Genomic DNA, 16,367 nt, shown 5'->3' with positions numbered 1-16,367 from the left:
ACTACCGACCAACGACCACCACTCTCGTCGCGTTGTTTAGACTAGACCCATGCCCGAGCTCCCCGAGGTCGAGACCATCGCGCGCGGCGTGGCACAGCGCGTCCGCGGCGAGCGCGTGGAATCGGTGTGGCTGAGCGGCCGCAAGCAGACGCTGAAGTCGCCGCCGCGCGCCATCGCGCAGACGCTGGAAGGCGCGCGCATCGACGACGTCCACCGCACGGGGAAGCACATCGTGTTCGAGCTCAGCCGCGATGAGGGCCGGCAGCGAGCGGCGGCTGGCGGCTCGCGGCGCAGTCTCGAGGCTCGGCGGCCAGCCGCCGGCCGCAAGCCGCCGGCCCTCCTCGCCCATCCCCAGTTCATCGTCCACCTCGGCATGACCGGCTCGCTCACCGTCGTCCCTGCCGAAAAAGAGATGGCGAAGCACACGCACGCGGTGCTGAAGCTCAGCTCCGGTCGCGAGCTGCGCTTCGTCGATCCCCGGATGTTCGGCAAGCTCGCGGTGGTGAAAGAGCGCTTCCGCGCGCCCGGACACGAGCCGCTCGACGTCGGCGCCGAAGCCTTTGCCGCGCTCTTCAAGCGCACTAAGGCGACCATCAAGAGCGCGCTACTCAACCAGAAGCTGCTCAGCGGGGTAGGGAACATCTATGCCGACGAAGCGCTCTTCCGCGCCCGCGTCCGGCCGCGCCGCCGCGGCGCGTCGCTCACGCACGCCGAGCTGCGCAAGCTCTACCAATCGCTGCAGGCGGTGCTGAACGAATCCATCAAGGCCGGCGGCACCACGTTCTCCGATTACGTGGACGCGGAAGGCGAGTGGGGCAACTACCAGTTCGACCTGCGCGTGTACGGCCGCGAAGGCGAGCCCTGCGTCCGCTGCCACACGCCCATCAAGCGCATCGTCATCACCGGCCGCAGCGCGCACTACTGCCCGCACTGCCAGAAGTGAATCTGCGATCGGCAATTTGTGATCTGCAATCTGTACCCGCCGTCAGTCGCGACTAACATCACAAATCACAAATCACAAATCCAGCCAACGGCTCCCGCGCGCTGCTAGTCTAATTGTCGGTTATGCCTTTCTTCGCCATCGGCGTGGATCTCGGCGGGACGAACCTGCGCGCCGCCGCCGTCGACGACGCCGGCCGCCTGCTCGAAAAAGTCACCAGCGGCACCGAGGTCGCCAAGGGCCGCGACCACGTCATCAATGACATGGCGCGGCTCATCCTCGAGCTCGCCGCCAAGTTCCAGGGCCGCGGCAACCTCGCCGGCATCGGCGTCGGCGTGCCCGGCATCATCGACATGAGCACCGGCATGCTGCGCGAGTCGCCCAACCTTCCCGGCTGGCACGACTACCCGGTGCGCGACGAGATCGAGCATCGCATCAAGGCCCCCGTCATCCTCGAGAACGACGCCAACGCCGCCGCGCTGGGCGAGACCTGGCTGGGCGCCGCGCGCGACTACGATTCCATGTGCATGCTCACGCTCGGTACCGGCGTGGGCGGCGGCATCGTGATCGCCGGCGAGCCCTGGCGCGGCATGACCGGCATGGCCGGCGAGCTCGGCCACATCACCGTCGATCCCAACGGCCCGCCCTGCGGCTGCGGCAACCGCGGCTGCCTGGAGCAGTTCGCCTCCGCCACCGCCGTGAAGCGCATGGCGCTGGAGCTGATCGAGAGCGGCCACGCGCCCGAGCTGGCGCGCGCCGCCGAGGGCAACGTCGAGTTCAGCGCGAAGAGCGTGTACCAGATGGCGGTGCAGGGTGACGCGCCCGCCAAGGCCATCTTCAACCGCGTCGGCTGGTCGCTCGGCATCGCCGTCGCCGACCTGGTGAACATCTTCAACGTCCCGATGATCGTCGTGGGCGGCGGCGTCGCCAGCGCCTGGGAAGCCTTCGCGCCCGCCATGATGGAAGAGGCGACGCGGCGCTCCTTCGTGCTGCGCGCGACCGCGCCCGACGGCGCCCAGGGACGCCCCACCACCATCGTGACGCGCGCCCTGCTCGGCTCCGACGCCGGCCTCTACGGCGCGGCCCGCCTGCCGCTCGCGCTCGCGGCCGCGCCCGCGCGCAAGCGCTCCGCCTGATCGCCGATCTTCAATCGCCGATCGCCGATCTCGTCTGTGGAAAGGGAAGGGGCGCGACGTCGGTCGCGCCCCGATCGGCAATCGTCAAGCGGCCATCTACTGCATGGTCGACACGATCGACACCGGCCCGTTCACCGTCGACATCCGGACCACGGTGTTGTTGCTCTTGCCCAGCCGCACGCTCTTGTTGCGATCATCCCAGTCCCTGGTCGCGCCGGCGCATGCGTCGCTGTCGCAGTGGAACGGGCTGTAGCCGCGCGACGTGACCTCGACGCCCGACCGGTAGTTCGTCGGGATGCGCAGCTTGATGGGGCCGTTCTGCGCGGAGGCGTCGAGCCCCTGCCCGGACCACTCCGTGCCCGAGAGCTGGATGTCGACCGGCCCGTTCTGCGTCCGGATGCGGATGTTGCCGCTCGAGCGCTGCACGCTGATGGGCCCGTTGGTCGCCTCGGCCACGATCTCGCCCGAGCAGCGGTAGATCTTCACCGGCCCGTTCACCGTCTCCGCCGTGATGTTGCCGGTTATGTCGCGCAGATGGATGGGGCCGTTGTGGGCGTCGAGCGCCAGCTTGATGTTGCGCGGCACGTTGACCAGGAAATGCGCCACCCACTGGCTGCCAAACTCGCTGGTCGGCGGGCCGTCGATCGAGATGCGGCTGCCGTCCATGCGCAGCCGGATGGCGTCGAGCGCGCCCTTGGCGTCGCCCCCGCTCCCCGCCGCCACCGCCTTGCAGACCTTGATCATGACTTCGTTCTTGTCCCAGCCGCGCACCAGCGCGCCGCCGTTCTGCGGCGCGTGGAAGCTGATCCCGCCGGCGAACTGCGCCGGTGTCAGCGTCCGCGCCTCCTCCGCCGTGAATACGTCCTGGTCGCCGAACGACACGTTGAAGTGGTCGTCGCATGCGTCGCCCGGGACCTCCGCGTCGGTGTTGATCGATATGTTGTTGCCCCAGTTGTGGCGATGCTTGTGGCGCGTCTGCGCCGCCAGGAAGGCGCCGAATACCAGAGTAAGGGCCAACGCCCAGAGAAGTCGTTTCATAGGTTCCCCCTGCACGAGGATGTGACGGCAAGCCGGCGAGGTGGTTAGCAGAAGATAGGAAGAAAACCCACGGTCGGCGGCTGGCAGCTTGGGCTTGCGGCGCAGCGCTTCGCGGCGGGCCCCCGGCCGCTAGCCGCAAGCCCGTCTTACCGCGCGGCCGCCCGCTCCACGGACTTCGCCAGGGCGGCGATGAAGCGCTCATTCTGCTCCGGCGTGCCGATGGTGACGCGGATCGCCTCCGGGATGCCCCAGGGGCCGAGCGACCGCACGATCACGCCCTCATTCTGGATGCGCCGGGCCAGCGCCGGCGCCTCCGGCCCAGCCTCGAAGTAGAGGAAGTTCGACCACGTTGGCACCGGCTCGAAGCCGAGCCCGCGCAGCTTCTCCAGCAGGAACTCGGCGCCGCGCGCGTTGTTCTCCAGGGTCTTCTGCAGGTGCGCGGTGTCGTCGAGCGCGGCCAGCGCCGCCGCTTCCGCCACCGCCGAGACCGAGAACGCCGTCTTCAGCCGCTCCAGGTACGCGAGGATCTCCGGTTGCCCGAAGCCGTACCCCACCCGCAGTCCGGCGAGGCCGTGTCCCTTGGAGAAAGTCCGCAGCACGATGACCGACTTGCCCGCGCGCACGTATTCGAGCGAGTGCGAGTAGTCCACGCCGCGCCGCTTCGCGAAGTGGGTCGCGAAGTCGAAGTACGCCTCGTCGAGCACCACGAACACGCTCGGCGGGATGCGCTCCAGGAAGCGGTCGGTGGCCTTCGCGTCGAACAGCGTGCCGGTCGGGTTGTTCGGGTTCGCAAGGAAGACGATGCGCGTGTCCTCGTTCACCGCATCCGCGATGGCGTCGAGGTCGTACGCGTAGCCCTGCATCGGGACCTCGACCAGCTCGCCGCCCGCCGCGCGGGTCGCGATCAGGTACACGATGAACGAGCGCGCGCTCGTGACCGCGTTCAGCGTGGGGCCCAGCAGCGTCCGGCAGATCAGGTCGATGAGCGCGGTCGAGCCGTCGGTGACCAGCACCTGCTCGGGCGTGAGGCCGTTCAGCTCCGCCAGCCGCGTGCGCAGCTCCGTGGTGTCGTTGTCGGGATAAAGATTCGCCTCGGCCGCGGCGCGCCGCATCGCCTCCAGCGCCTTGGGCGACGGCCCGAACGGGTTCTCGTTCGACGCCATCTTGATGCACTTGATCCCCGATTCGCGCTCGGCCGCCTTGATCGGCTTGCCCGGCGTGTAGGGCCCCAGCTTCCGCAGGTGCTCGGGGACGAGGTGCTTCCAGCTGTCGCTCTGGCTCATCTGCCGTCTCTTTTATCACGCCGCGGCGGGCGGCCGAAACGCTTTGCGCCGCCGGGACCGCGGCCTCCGCCGGGACGGCGGCCCTCCGTCCGCGGACCGCCAAAACTGCGCTTGGGCCCACCAAACTTCTTCGCCCCGCCGAATCGCTTCGGACCGCCGAATCGCTTCGCCCCGCCCGGACCCGCGCCCTCGCGTCGCGGAACTGCGCCAAACTTCTTCGGACCGCCAAAACGCTTCGCCCCGCCGAATCGTTTTGGCCCGCCCGGGCCGGCGTCCTCGCGCCGCGGTCCGCCGAATCCGCCACCACCCTCGCGCCGCGGTCCAGCGCCGAATCTCTTCGGCCCCCCGAAACGCTTCGGACCACCCGGACCGGCGCCTTCCCCTCGCGGCCCGGCACCGAATCTCTTTGACCCTCCGAAACGCTTCGGCCCGCCCGGACCGGCGCCTTCCCCTCGCGGCCCGGCGCCGAATCTCTTCGGCCCCCCGAAACGCTTCGGACCACGTAGCGCGGGCGTCCCGCCGGCGGTCGCGCGGTCGTCCCGCCCGCGCTCGGGCCGCTCTCCGAATCGCTTCGGTCCTCCAAAACGCTTCGGCGCCATCGGGCTGCGCGAGCCGCCGCCCTCGCGCCGCGGCCCGCCGAACCTGCCGCCGCCCTCGCGCCGCGGTCCCGCGCCAAATCTCTTCGGCCCGCCAAAACGCTTCGGCCCGCCCGCCTCTCCGCTGCGGAAATCCGGTCGCTCCGGCCGCTCCGGCGGCGTATATGGGATCAACTTTCCGCCGGCGTCGTAGCGCGCGACACCGCCGCGGCGCCCTTCGCCGCTCTCGTCATCGCGGCGCGGTGGGCGCGCGCCGAACCGCTCCGGCCGTCCGGCCTCCCGTGGTCCGCCCGCGAACGGGCGCCCGCCGCGCGCTCCGAACGCAGGACGTTCGCCCCGCCCGCCACCCGGTCGTTCGCGACGCGGGCCTTCGCCCGGGCCGCGGAACCGGAAGTTCTTCGACTTCTCGAATCTCCTTGGCGGCGGCAGCCCCGCCGCGCGCGGCGGCACGGCTCGGTCGCTCTCGTCGGGCGCGAACCCGGCCTGCTCGCGCGCTGTCGTCGCCGCTTCCGAGACGTAGCGCTGCAGCTGCGCCACCTCGTGCGGCCGCAGCTCGCGCTGCACGCCGGGCGGAATGTCGAGTTCCAGCGGCCCGTAGCGCACGCGCTTGATCTTTTCCACGTGGTGGCCGATCGCCTCGAACATGCGCCGGATCTGCCGGTTCCGCCCCTCGATCAGCGTGACCTCGTACCACGGGTTGTCGGCCTCGCGCACCTCGCGGACCTTCGCCGGCGCCGTCCGCACGCGCTCCAGCTTGCCTTGCACCGGGTCGCCCTCGCCGCCGATCATCACCCCGTCACGCAGCTTCTGGATGTCTTCGCGCGACGGATGCCCCGCCACTTTCACCAGGTAGGTCTTCGGCACGTGCGTGGAGGCATGCGTGAGCTTCGCCGTCAGCGCGCCGTCGTTGGTCAGCAGCAGCAGGCCTTCGGTGTTCCAGTCCAGCCGCCCGACCGGGAAGACGCGCGTCTTCGCCCGCACCAGCTCCATCACCGTGGGCCGGCCCTCGGGGTCCGACACCGTCGTCACGTACCCCTTCGGCTTGTGCAGCATGAGGTAGACCTGCCGCTCGGCCACGTGGACGGCCTTCCCGTCCACCTTGATGTGGTCGCTGTCGGGGTCGGCCTTCGACCCCAGCGTCGAGACGACCTGGCCGTTCACCGTGACCCGGCCCTGCGTGATGAGCTCTTCGGCGTGTCGCCGCGAGGCGATCCCGGCCGCGGCAATGATCTTCTGGAGACGTTCCTGCGCCATAGGCAATCTCTGATGCTAAATGGCAGAAGCACAAAGGACAAAGTCAAAGGCCGCCGGCTTGCGGCCTGCAGCTTGCCGCGGAGCGCCGGCACTGCGCGGCGGGCCGCCAGCCGCGGGCCTCGTGCTCTGTCCTTCTTGCTTTGTGCTTTGACTTCGCTACTGCGCCGGTTCGACTTCCGGCGTGGTGTCGAGCTCCGCCGGCACATCCGGGACGCCGGTCGCGTCGCTGTCCATGTGCGAGGTGAACAGGTCGGGCTGGTCGCCGCCCGCGCCCAGCTTCTCGAACTCTTCCACGCTCGGCAGCTCGCCAACATCCTTGAGCCCGAAGCGCATCAGGAAGTCCTTGGTCGTCTTGTAGAGGATGGGCCGGCCGACCACGTCCTTGCGGCCGGCGGTGGTGATGAGCTTGCGGTCGAGCAGCGTCCCGATCACGCCCGACGAATCCACGTTGCGGATCTCGTTGATCTCCGGCAGCGTGACCGGCTGCTTGTAGGCGATGACCGCCAGCGTCTCGAGCGCCTGCAGCGAGAGCCGCACCGGCGGCTTCAGCGACTTCGCGAACGTCCGCACCACGTCGTGATGCTCGGGCTTGGTCGCCATCTTGTAGCCGCCCGCGACCTGCCGCACCTCGATGCCGCGGTCGGAGAGCGAGTAGTCGTGCGAGATCTCGTGGATGGCGTTGCGGATCGCGTCCTTCAGCGCCGCCAGCTTCGGGTCCTTGGGCAGCTTCTTCTTCGAGTCGGGCGGCAGCGGCGCCGCCTCGGGCACGGGGATGTCGACCACGTCCCTGAGCGCGTTGGCCATCTGGTCGATGGTGACCGGCTCTTCCGCGGCGTAGATGATGGCTTCGACTTTGCCCTTCAGCGTGCTCATCAGCGGATCTTTCTCCTGCGGCAGCGTGCTCGCCGCCGCAGCGAATATCTCGTCCGTTATTTCCAATCGTCCCTCACTGCGGCCTGCTCGGCCATGATGGTATCGAACATCGCGTGCTTCTTGATCAGGATGTCGCCGAACACGCGGTCCTGCCGCAGCAGGATGGCCTGCAGCCGCACCAGCTCCAGCACCGCCAGGAACGCGCACACCAGCGCCGTGCGCGAGTGCACCGAGGCCAGCATCTGCTTCAGCCGGATGGGCCGGTCTTCGAGCAGCAGCCGCCGCCGCATATAGTCGATCATCTCGCTGACGGTGACCGTCTCCTCGTTCACCTGCAGGATGGGCCGGTTCTTCGCCCGCTCCAGGATCTGCTGGAAGGTCTTCACCAGGTCGACCATGTCGACCGCCAGCTCGGCTTCCGCGCCCTCGTCGTCCTTGAACTCCCTGAGCGAGGGGTTCGACCAGGTCGCGCCCTCCAGCTCCTGCCGCTGCAACAGCATCTGCGCCGCGTTCTTGTACTTCTCGTGCTCGAGCAGCCGGTTGACCAGCTCGTCGCGCGGGTCTTCCTGCTCCGCCGCGGCCTCGGGGTCGCGCGGCAGCAGCATCCGGCTCTTGATCTGGATGAGCACGCTCGCCATGTAGATGAACTCGGCGGCCACGTTCACGTCGAGCTGCTTGATGCGCTCCACGTACGCCAGGTACTGCGCCGTGATCATGGCGATGGGGATGTCGTAGATGTCGATGTCCTGCTTGCGGATCAGGTCGAGCAGCAGGTCGAGGGGCCCGTCGTAGACCGCGGCGACGGTGACGGCAAACGGGAAATCGCTCGCCTTTTGCGGCGGCGGAGTCTGTGCCTGCAGCCCCGATGTATCGGACATTGAGCTAATAGTAGCGCGGAAGGGAATCGGCCCAGCCAACTTGTTTTCCACAGGCGGGGTGGTCGGTGGACGGTGGTCGGTGACAAAACCTCTGCGTTTCCGAGTACCGACCACTGACCACCGACCACCAAACGAACAGATCAGGCCTTCTTCTGGAGCTTCGCTGCCTCGAACTCCCGGCTCATGTTCATCGCCGCGCGCGCCTCCACCATCGTCGCCTCGGCGACTTTCGCCGCCTTCTGCGACCCGGCCTCCAGCACGTCCCACGCCAGCTTGGGGTCGTTCTCGTACTTCTTCCGGCGCTCCTGCATGGGCGTGAGGATCTGGACGATCGCGTCCGCCGCCCAGCCCTTGCACTCGATGCACCCGATGCCCGCCGACCGGCACCCGGCGTACACCTTCTCCATCGTCTCCTTGCTGGAGAAGATCTTGTGCAGGTCGCCCACCGGGCACACGTCAGGATTCCCCGGGTCGGTGCGCCGCACGCGCGCCGGGTCGGTGACCATCGGCTTCAGCTTCTGCCGCACCACCGGCTCGGGGTCGGTCAGCATGATGGTGTTCCCGTACGACTTCGACATCTTCCGGCCGTCGGTGCCCGGCAGCTTCGGCGACTTGGTCAGCAGCGGCTGCGGCTCGGGGAAGACCTCGCCGCCACCCTTGCGCGGATAGAACTGGTTGAACCGCCGCGCGACCTCGCGCGTCAGCTCGACGTGCGCCACCTGGTCCTGCCCCACCGGCACGTACCCCGCCTGGTAGATCAGGATGTCCGCCGACTGCAGCAGCGGATATCCCAGGAACCCATACGTGTTCAGGTCGCGGTCGGCGAGGTTCTCGCGCACCTCTTTATAGGACGGCACGCGCTCCAGCCAGCCCAGCGGCGTGACCATCGAGAACAGCAGGTGCAGCTCGGCGTGCTGCGGCACGTGCGACTGGATGAAGATGGTCGACTTCTCCGGGTCGAGCCCCACCGCCAGCCAGTCGAGCACGATGTCCACCGAGCTCTGCTTCACGCGCGAGGTGTCGGCGTAATCGGTCGTCAGCGCGTGCCAGTCGGCCACGAAGAAGAAGCACTCGTACTGCTCCTGCAGCTTCACCCAGTTGTCGAGCGCGCCGACGAAGTGCCCGAGGTGCAGGCTTCCGGTGGGCCGCATGCCGCTCAGCACGCGGCGATTCTGTTGAGGCTTATCCATTCGCGTGGGGGATCTTGTACAGGATGTTGAACAGGATACCTAAGATGGGCGCGATCAGCATCCACAGGATCTTGCTGCCGAAGAGCACGAACGCCAGCAGCCCGATCATTCCTACCGTGTCGTAGATCCGGCGCATCTCTTCCGGCATCAGGTGCCGCACCACGTGGCTGCCGTCCAGCGGCGGCAGCGGGATCAGGTTGAAGATGCCGAGGATCACGTTGATGAAGATCATTTCCACGAACAACAGGATCAACGGGAACAGCGCCGACACCTCCGACGCCGCCACCACCGCGCGCGTCGGCGACTGCGCCTGGTTCACCGCGTGCACGAACAGCGTGTGCGCGTGCGGCACCGTCGCCAGCACGGCCGCGCACCCGAAGAACGCGAACGATACCAGCATGAAGTTCGAAGCCGGCCCCGCCACCGACGTCATGATGTCCGCCTTCACCGGCTCCTTGAAGTTCCGCGGATCGACCGGCGTCGGCTTGGCCCAGCCGAATGCGCCCAGCCCGCTGTAGATGCTGATGGCCGGCAGGATGATCGTGCCGAAAATGTCGATGTGCCGGATGGGATTCAGCGACACGCGCCCCAGCAGCGTCGCCGTCGGATCGCCGTAGCGCCCCGCCGTCCACGCGTGCGCCGACTCGTGCACGCTGATCGCCAGCAGGAAGACCACGACTTTCACGAAGATGTCGAGGTGGGAGAGGTCCATCGCTACTTCTTCTGCGCCATCTTCTTGTCCTCGAACGCGCGCTTCGCCGCGTCCGGCGCGATGCTCTTCACCTTCACCGGCTTCGCCGGGATGCCGGCCACGATGTGGAACGGCTCCACGTCCTTCGACGCCACGCCCATCGACCCCACGATCCCGTGCTCGCCCACCTTCACCCCGCTCAGCACCGTCGCGTGGTACGTCACGCGCGCCTTCGGCCCGATCTCGGTCGCTTCGTTCTCCACGATCATCCCGTCGTTCAGGTCGTGCGCGTGCGAGTACACGTTGGCGTAATCCGAGACCGAGCAGCCCTGGTGGATGACGATCTCCCCGCGGTCGTCCAGCAGCACGTACTTGTGGATGGTGCAGTCGTCCTCGATCGTCAGGTTGTAGCCGAACGAGACCTCCACTCCGTGGAATATCTTTACGTTCTTCCCGATGTGCTTGAGCACGTGCTTCGCCACCATCGCGCGCACGCGGAAGCCCAGCCAGTGGTTCAGCCCCACCGGCGAGCGGTCGAACATCATCCAGAACCAGATGAGCGGCTTGCGCTCGGCGTACTTCGCGGCGTCCACGTCGCCGTAGTACTCCGGCTCGAGCGAGGCGTTGCGCGGGTCGAACGAGTGGACCTGCGCCTGCACCGCCAGCGGCATGTCGGGCGCCGGCGGCGCGTACGGCCGGCCCAGGTACAGCTCGTGCAGCGCGTTCCGCACGACCACCGACCGGTGGTCCACGTCGCGGTTCTGGAACTCGGCATCCAGCTTCTCGATCCACGCGGCGTAGGCCTTCGCGGCCTCCGGCGTTGGCTGGATGTTGCGGTATTCGAAGCGGGGCATGGCTTTCCTGTGTCCTCGGAAGATGACTAGGGAAATGATGACGATAACACAGGGAAAGATTCGCTCTTAGCTCTTGGCTGTTCGCTTTTAGCCAAGCCGACAGCCAAGAGCCAAGAGCCAGGAGCGACCTACCGCTGGACCAGCGTGGTCTTCCCGCGCGTCACCGTCGCCGTCCAGATCCGCGCCGGCATCTTGAAGCGCGAGTCGAGCGACGCCTGCGGCACCTTCGGCTTCAGGTAGCGGTCCACGAAGAACTCCAGCAGGTAGCGCGGGATCTCGCGCCCGTCGAACCACACCTTCAGCACCTGGACGTTCCCCATCCCGTCCTTGCCCCACGCGCGCGTCAGCACCTTCACGTCGTGGACGCCGGAGAACAGCGACCACAGCGGGTTCATCTTGCGCTCTTTCGCCAGCAGCTTGTCGAAATCGATCTTCGCGGTCGCGGTGGCCTCGCCCACCGTGGTGACGAGGTGGATGTCGGAGATGCCGTCGGGTATCTTCAGCCGGCCCGAGTTCATGTACGCGTCCACTTCCGGGTCGGTCAGCACCGTCGGGCGCGGGTCCGGCTTCTCCCGCTCGCCGTTCGCGATCAGGTAGTCGACCTTCTTCTGCAGGGAATCCGCGGAACCCCCCGCGGTCTGTGCGGGGGCCCGCGAACCGCTGATGAGAACGATGAGGACCGCAACGAGGGCTGGGAGCGGGCAGCCGGCTGCTCGCCGCGGGCCCTGGACTCTTCGCGGCCCGCCGCAAGCCGCCGGCCGCCGGCCAGAGATTGCGTTGGCGGGGAAAGTCGTCACTGCTTCAGTACCGCCTCCGTTGGCGGCGGCGTCGTCACGCGCGGGCGCTCCAGCGTCCCGCCGACCACGTAGCTGCGCGTCGCGCCTTCCACCTTGAAGTCCAGCGCGCGCGCGAACGTGCTCGAACCGCTCACGGTGTAGATGCCCTCGGGCGTCTCCATTCTGCCCGCGTCGAACACCAGCCGTGCCTCGCGCAGCGCCACCGTGCCGGCGAACTTCCGGATGCGCAGCGGCGCTGCGGTATGCAGCCCGACGTGCCGCAGCATCCCGTTGCGCCAGTCGAAGCGCAGCTCGCCCACCGCCGACGTCCCCAGCTCCGTCGCGGTGTCGCCGCTCGCCGAGAAGACGTACTCGCCCCACACCAGCCCCGCGCCCCAGTTGTCGCGCATCGCGGTCGCAAGCTGCGCCACGTCCACGCGCTCCAGCGTGCCCTTGCCCTCGTACACCGGAGTGTTGCCGCTGAAGTCCGCGGTCCACTCGCCCTTGTGCCTGCCGCCATAGAGCTCGCCAGTCGCGTCCTTCAGCCACAGCTTGCCGCCGGAGAACTTCACGCTGCACGCGAACCGGTTCACGGTCGCGGACTTGATGACCAGCCGCGGCGTCGCCAGTGTCCCTTCGGCTTCCAGGCGCTTCATGCCGGTGGTCTGCGTGCTCCCGACGAAGAAGTGGTACCAGGGCTGCGCGTGGAAGCGCGGGTTCAGCAGGCGGTTCAGCTCGTCGAGGTTGAGCGCGGGTGCGGTGAAGGCGAAGCGCACCGGGCAATTCAGCAGGGTCGAGCAGCCGCGCGGCAGGTGCAGCGAGCCTTGCAGCGCCACGCCGTTCGCGAAGCGCGCATTCAGGTTCGCGACGTCGATCCCGGCCGGCGAGAGCGTCAGCGCGCCGCTGGTGATCTCGACCGGCGCGTTCAGTCCCTTGATCTCCGCGCTCACGTTCCGCAACTGCACGCTGCCGGTGGCCGAGGGCGGAGCGAACCCGCTCCAGTCGCCGTTGAGCGCCAGGTCGAGCCGCGCGCTGCCGGTCGCCCCGGTCTGCGGCGGACGCAGCCCGAACGCCGCCGCGATCACCGTCGCGCGCCCCAGTTCCGCGTCCCCGCGCACCGTCATCTGGAACGCCTCGCGGTCGAAGCGCGCCTCGATGGCCGCGGGCATCGCGCCGCCCAGCGAAACGTTGATCGGCTGCACCGTCAGGCGCGTGACCGTCGGCCCCTCTTGCGGAAGCGCCTTGCGCCGGAACGGAGACGCCGGCGTATGGAACAACGGATCGGGCACCGGCGCGAGCGCGAACCGTATGGGAGCGACCTCGAACGGCGTCGGCAGCGGCTTGCCGCTGAAGCGCACCACCGAGGTCGCGCCGCCGCCGCTCCACGCGTGCCCGCCCCCCAGCGGGCGATAACTGAACGCGGCATCCACGGTGCCGCTGGCGCTCAAGTCGCCCATGTCCTTCTTCATGTGGCGCGCCAGCCGCAACACCTCCGACGCCGGCACCGAAGTCGCCGCCACGCTCAGCTCCCACGTCCGCGGGCCGAGCAGGCCGGACACCATCCCGCGCGCCGCCACCTCGCCGTTGCTCACCGGCAGCCGGCAATCGATGGCCGCGAGCGTCTGCGTATCGCCCAGGTAGCGCGCCGAACACCGCAGGTCGGCGTTGAGCTCGTCGCCCGCCAGGATGTCGTACCGCCGAAAGTCGCGCAGCCCCGCCTGCGCGCTCAGCAGCAGCTCGCGCGGCGTCCCTGCCAGCGAGCCATTGATGGTCAGCGACCCCCGCCATCCCAGGTCGCGCCCGCGGACCAGCTGGCTCAGGTTCCCGAGTTGCGCCTTCTCCCACTCGTAGTCGAAGCGGACGGCGGTGTCGCGCAGCGTGGCCGCGCGCGTCGCCGCACCCTCCACCCGGATGGTCCCGGTGTCGCTCAGGTTCGCGTCGGTGCGGATGGGCCGCGCTTCCAGCCGCATGCGCCACTCGCCCTCGCCCGCCAGCCAGAGCGCGAAATCGGCCTCGCTCAGCGCGTACGCCTTCTTCTCCTGCCCGAGCTTCAGGTTGATGCGGCCCGCGTCGGCCTCGATGTAAGGGAAGCGCGGGCGCGCCTCCGGCTTGCGCTTCGCCGTCGGCGCTGCCGGCACCTGCGTCGCGCGCGCCAGCAGCGACTCGATGTTCCAGTCGCCCTGCGCGTTCCGCACCAGGTTCAGGCTGGGGTTCTTGAGCGACAGGCGCGCGATCTCGAACCGCCCTTGCCACAGCGCCGTCAGGCGCAGGTAGGCAGTCACCTCGTCGGCGCGCAGCATGGGCTCCGCGCTGAATGCCGCATCCTCTTCCACCTGGAAATCCGTGAGGTCGAGCCCCGGCTGCGGGATGAGGCGCAGCGTGATGGCGCCCACCGACACCTTGCGCCCGAGCGAGTCGCTGATCATCTGCGTCACGTTCGCCTTGAAGCGGTCCAGCGTGACGTACGGCGGCACGAAGATGCCGCACAGCACCAGGACGACGATGGCCGCTGCCGCGCGCGCGCGCTTTGTGCGGAGCATCGGCTCCTCCTATCGCACCTTGCGCAGGGTGCGGCGCCAGCGAGTCTCGTCGAAGAAGTGCAGGATCACGTGGCCGATGAACTTCGCGCGCTCCGCCATCGTCGTCTTGTCGTACTGGTCGCGCGGCGTCTCGAACGACCAGTAGATGAACATCGGGCGCCCGATGATGTTCTCTTTCGGGATGAACCCCCAGTAGCGCGAGTCATAGCTCGCGCGCCGGTTGTCGCCCATCGCGAAGTAACGGTCCGGCGGCACCACCAGCTCGCCCTCTTTCACGTAGAACGGCATCTGCGTGGTCCACTCCGGCGAGGGTGTCGCGCCGTCGGCATACACCGGCAGCACGCTGGGGAAGTCGTCGCGGTAGCGGTTGTAGCAGCCGAATCGCAGCGAGTCCGCCCGGCACTCCGGATCGCTCTTCAGGTACGGCTCGTCCACGCGCTCGCCGTTGCGGTAGAGCACGCCGCGCTCCAGCCGGATGTGGTCGCCCGGAACGCCGAGGATGCGCTTGACGATGTACATCCCGGGGTTCGTCACCGAGAGGAACACCACGATGTCGCCGCGCCGTATCTCGCGGTAGGGGACGACCGGGCCCAGGCTCGTCCGCGGCGCGTACGTCACGCGGTCGACGAACACGTGGTCCCCGATGAGCAGCGTGTCTTCCATCGAGCTCGACGGGATCTCGAAGGCCTGCATGTTGAAGGTGATGATGAAAAGCCCGATCACCAGCACGCTCGCCATGGAGGAGATGAACTCCATGGTGGTCTCTTTGGGCTTCTGTGGTTTGTCTTTCTCTTTTTTCGCCAACGAAGCTCTCTGGTCCGGAGGCGGAGAGCGTCAGCGCACGATGCGCAGCATCCGCTCCCAGCGCGCGTCCTGATGAAGGTGAGTCACTGCGTACGCAAGACCCGACAGTGTATCACCCCGCGCCGCGGGCACTCCCGCCGCGCCGCGCTCCGAGCGCACCGACCAGTAGATCAGCAGCGGTCGCCCGATGATGTTCTCCCGCGGCACGAAGCCCCAGTACCGGCTGTCCTGGCTGTTGTCGCGGTTGTCCCCCAGCACGAAGTACTGCCCGGCAGGCACCACCAGCTCGCCCTCCGCGCCCACCTCGCGCCGCAGCCGGTAGAACCACTCCCGGTCCACGTTCCCCGGCGCGTAGCTCAGGGTGGGGAAGTCGTCGCGATACGCGTCGTGCATCGCGTCGCGATGCCACGCGTAGCCCGCCTGCTCCAGCCGGCCGTTCACGTACAGCTGCTTGCCGGCCATGCGCACGCGGTCGCCCGGCACCGCCACCACGCGCTTCACGAAGTACGTCTCCGGCTTCAGCGGGTAGTGGAAGACGACGATGTCGCCGCGCCCGACCTCGCGGTAGGGGAGCAGCGGCACGCGCCCGCTCGACCCGTACACCGTCTTGTCCACCAGCAGGTAGTCGCCCACCAGCAGCGTCCGCTCCATCGAGGCCGACGGGATCTGGAACGCCTGCATCACGAACGTGATGATGAACAGCGCCACCACCAGGCTCGAGACCAGCGACTGCATGCTCCCGGCGAGCTGCTCGTGCCACGCTCGCCGCGGCGCGGCGCCGGTCTCAGGGGTCGCGGAAGAAACGCCTGCGGACATGCTTCTAATCAGATGCCGGAGCCAGCCGGTCGAGTGCTTTGCGCGCGGCATTTTGTTCCGCCGCTTTTTTCGTAGTACCCGTAGCCCGCGCGCGCAATTCCTTCGTGCCGTTCCCCTGCGCCACGCGGATCTCCACCGTGAACGTCTTCTTGTGCTCCGGACCTTCCTCCTTCACCAGGGCGTACACCGGTTGTGGACGTCCGCGAGCCTGCAAAAGTTCCTGCAATGCGCTCTTGTGGTCGGTCACCGGGTAGGAACCCGCCGGCTCTGCGCCCAGCCGCGCCAGCTCCGGTTCCACGATCCGCCCCAGGATGAACGCCCGCGGCGCCTCCAACCCGGCGTCCAGGTACATCGCCGCGAGCACCGCCTCCAGCGCGTTGACCAGCAGCGCGCTCTTGTTCCGCCCGCCGCTCTTCTCTTCGCCTCGCCCCAGCCGCAGGTATTTCCCCAGCTCGAGCTGTTCGGCCACCAGCTGCAGGTGCCGCGCGCTCACCAGGTGCGCCCGCAGCTTGGAGAGCTGGCCTTCGTGATATCCCGGGAAGAGCTCGAACAGGGCCTTGCTGGTGACGAAGCCCAGCACCGCGTCGCCCAGGAACTCGAGCTGCTCGTTGTCGCGCTGCGAGGCCGGCCGCAGGTCGTCGGGCGTGGGATCGCTCTCGTGCGCGTGCGAGCTGTGCGTCAGCGCCCGCTCCAGCAGC

At 68.3% G+C, this 16,367-nt stretch carries 15 protein-coding genes; 2 read left to right on the top strand and 13 right to left on the bottom strand.

Features of this window, described 5'->3' with window-relative positions; translation table 11 throughout:
* Positions 1–49 precede the first annotated feature (49 nt).
* Together mutM and VLA96_01415 are read left to right on the top strand one after the other, a co-directional pair.
* A complete protein-coding gene (mutM, locus tag VLA96_01420; GenBank protein HSE47845.1) occupies positions 50–943 on the top strand; it encodes a bifunctional DNA-formamidopyrimidine glycosylase/DNA-(apurinic or apyrimidinic site) lyase in 894 nt (297 codons plus the stop codon).
* Positions 944–1,065: 122 nt separating this feature from the next.
* Entirely contained in the window at positions 1,066–2,076 is a 1,011-nt protein-coding gene (locus VLA96_01415) for an ROK family protein (protein HSE47844.1), read from the top strand.
* Positions 2,077–2,172: 96 nt separating this feature from the next.
* On the opposite strand, the gene VLA96_01410 is transcribed toward VLA96_01415, so the two are convergent.
* From VLA96_01410 to rnc, 13 genes are all read right to left on the bottom strand, one after another.
* Complete coding sequence (locus tag VLA96_01410) at positions 2,173–3,114, bottom strand: hypothetical protein (protein ID HSE47843.1); 942 nt, start codon at positions 3,112–3,114, stop codon at positions 2,173–2,175.
* 146 nt (positions 3,115–3,260) lie between these two features.
* Positions 3,261–4,397: a histidinol-phosphate transaminase gene (gene hisC / locus VLA96_01405; protein ID HSE47842.1), complete on the bottom strand. Its 1,137-nt coding sequence runs from the start codon at positions 4,395–4,397 to the stop codon at positions 3,261–3,263.
* Positions 4,394–6,247, bottom strand: a complete 1,854-nt coding sequence (locus VLA96_01400; protein HSE47841.1) for a pseudouridine synthase — start codon at positions 6,245–6,247, stop codon at positions 4,394–4,396. Before VLA96_01400 ends, hisC begins: the two co-directional genes overlap by 4 nt.
* A 156-nt stretch (positions 6,248–6,403) precedes the next feature.
* Positions 6,404–7,186, bottom strand: a complete 783-nt coding sequence (gene scpB / locus VLA96_01395; GenBank protein ID HSE47840.1) for an SMC-Scp complex subunit ScpB — start codon at positions 7,184–7,186, stop codon at positions 6,404–6,406.
* The gene (locus VLA96_01390; GenBank protein ID HSE47839.1) at positions 7,177–7,998 is read right to left on the bottom strand and encodes a segregation/condensation protein A; all 822 of its coding nucleotides are present in this window, start codon (positions 7,996–7,998) and stop codon (positions 7,177–7,179) included. The genes scpB and VLA96_01390 overlap by 10 nt, the downstream gene beginning before the upstream one ends.
* Before the next feature lie 140 nt (positions 7,999–8,138).
* On the bottom strand, positions 8,139–9,188 hold the full coding sequence (trpS, locus tag VLA96_01385; protein HSE47838.1) for a tryptophan--tRNA ligase: 1,050 nt from the start codon (positions 9,186–9,188) through the stop codon (positions 8,139–8,141).
* A complete protein-coding gene (locus VLA96_01380) occupies positions 9,181–9,900 on the bottom strand; it encodes a site-2 protease family protein (protein HSE47837.1) in 720 nt (239 codons plus the stop codon). Before VLA96_01380 ends, trpS begins: the two co-directional genes overlap by 8 nt.
* A gap of 2 nt (positions 9,901–9,902) precedes the next feature.
* Positions 9,903–10,733, bottom strand: a complete 831-nt coding sequence (locus VLA96_01375; protein HSE47836.1) for an acyltransferase — start codon at positions 10,731–10,733, stop codon at positions 9,903–9,905.
* A gap of 128 nt (positions 10,734–10,861) precedes the next feature.
* Positions 10,862–11,530, bottom strand: a complete 669-nt coding sequence (locus VLA96_01370; protein ID HSE47835.1) for a hypothetical protein — start codon at positions 11,528–11,530, stop codon at positions 10,862–10,864.
* Positions 11,527–14,049 carry an AsmA family protein gene (locus tag VLA96_01365; protein ID HSE47834.1) on the bottom strand — a complete coding sequence of 841 codons (2,523 nt, stop codon included), beginning with the start codon at positions 14,047–14,049 and terminating at the stop codon, positions 11,527–11,529. The genes VLA96_01370 and VLA96_01365 overlap by 4 nt, the downstream gene beginning before the upstream one ends.
* Positions 14,050–14,058: 9 nt before the next feature.
* Positions 14,059–14,853 carry a signal peptidase I gene (gene lepB, locus VLA96_01360; protein HSE47833.1) on the bottom strand — a complete coding sequence of 265 codons (795 nt, stop codon included), beginning with the start codon at positions 14,851–14,853 and terminating at the stop codon, positions 14,059–14,061.
* Between the two features lie 30 nt (positions 14,854–14,883).
* On the bottom strand, positions 14,884–15,669 hold the full coding sequence (lepB, locus tag VLA96_01355) for a signal peptidase I (protein ID HSE47832.1): 786 nt from the start codon (positions 15,667–15,669) through the stop codon (positions 14,884–14,886).
* Positions 15,670–15,673: 4 nt separating this feature from the next.
* Positions 15,674–16,367, bottom strand: a 694-nt coding sequence (gene rnc, locus VLA96_01350; GenBank protein ID HSE47831.1) for a ribonuclease III, incomplete at its 5' end; no start/stop codon positions are given.

The organism is Terriglobales bacterium, from assembly GCA_035457425.1.
Taxonomy (GTDB): Bacteria; Acidobacteriota; Terriglobia; order Terriglobales; family Acidobacteriaceae; genus JACPNR01.
This window is presented reverse-complemented; position numbering and strand designations above follow the sequence as displayed.

Coding starts and splice junctions, on each gene's coding strand:
- mutM (HSE47845.1), top strand. CDS start 50: ATGCCCGAGCTCCCCGAGGTCGAGACCATCGCGCGCGGCGTGGCACAG.
- VLA96_01415 (HSE47844.1), top strand. CDS start 1,066: ATGCCTTTCTTCGCCATCGGCGTGGATCTCGGCGGGACGAACCTGCGC.
- VLA96_01410 (HSE47843.1), bottom strand. CDS start 3,114: ATGAAACGACTTCTCTGGGCGTTGGCCCTTACTCTGGTATTCGGCGCC.
- hisC (HSE47842.1), bottom strand. CDS start 4,397: ATGAGCCAGAGCGACAGCTGGAAGCACCTCGTCCCCGAGCACCTGCGG.
- VLA96_01400 (HSE47841.1), bottom strand. CDS start 6,247: ATGGCGCAGGAACGTCTCCAGAAGATCATTGCCGCGGCCGGGATCGCC.
- VLA96_01390 (HSE47839.1), bottom strand. CDS start 7,998: ATGTCCGATACATCGGGGCTGCAGGCACAGACTCCGCCGCCGCAAAAG.
- trpS (HSE47838.1), bottom strand. CDS start 9,188: ATGGATAAGCCTCAACAGAATCGCCGCGTGCTGAGCGGCATGCGGCCC.
- VLA96_01380 (HSE47837.1), bottom strand. CDS start 9,900: ATGGACCTCTCCCACCTCGACATCTTCGTGAAAGTCGTGGTCTTCCTG.
- VLA96_01375 (HSE47836.1), bottom strand. CDS start 10,733: ATGCCCCGCTTCGAATACCGCAACATCCAGCCAACGCCGGAGGCCGCG.
- VLA96_01365 (HSE47834.1), bottom strand. CDS start 14,049: ATGCTCCGCACAAAGCGCGCGCGCGCGGCAGCGGCCATCGTCGTCCTG.
- lepB (HSE47832.1), bottom strand. CDS start 15,669: ATGTCCGCAGGCGTTTCTTCCGCGACCCCTGAGACCGGCGCCGCGCCG.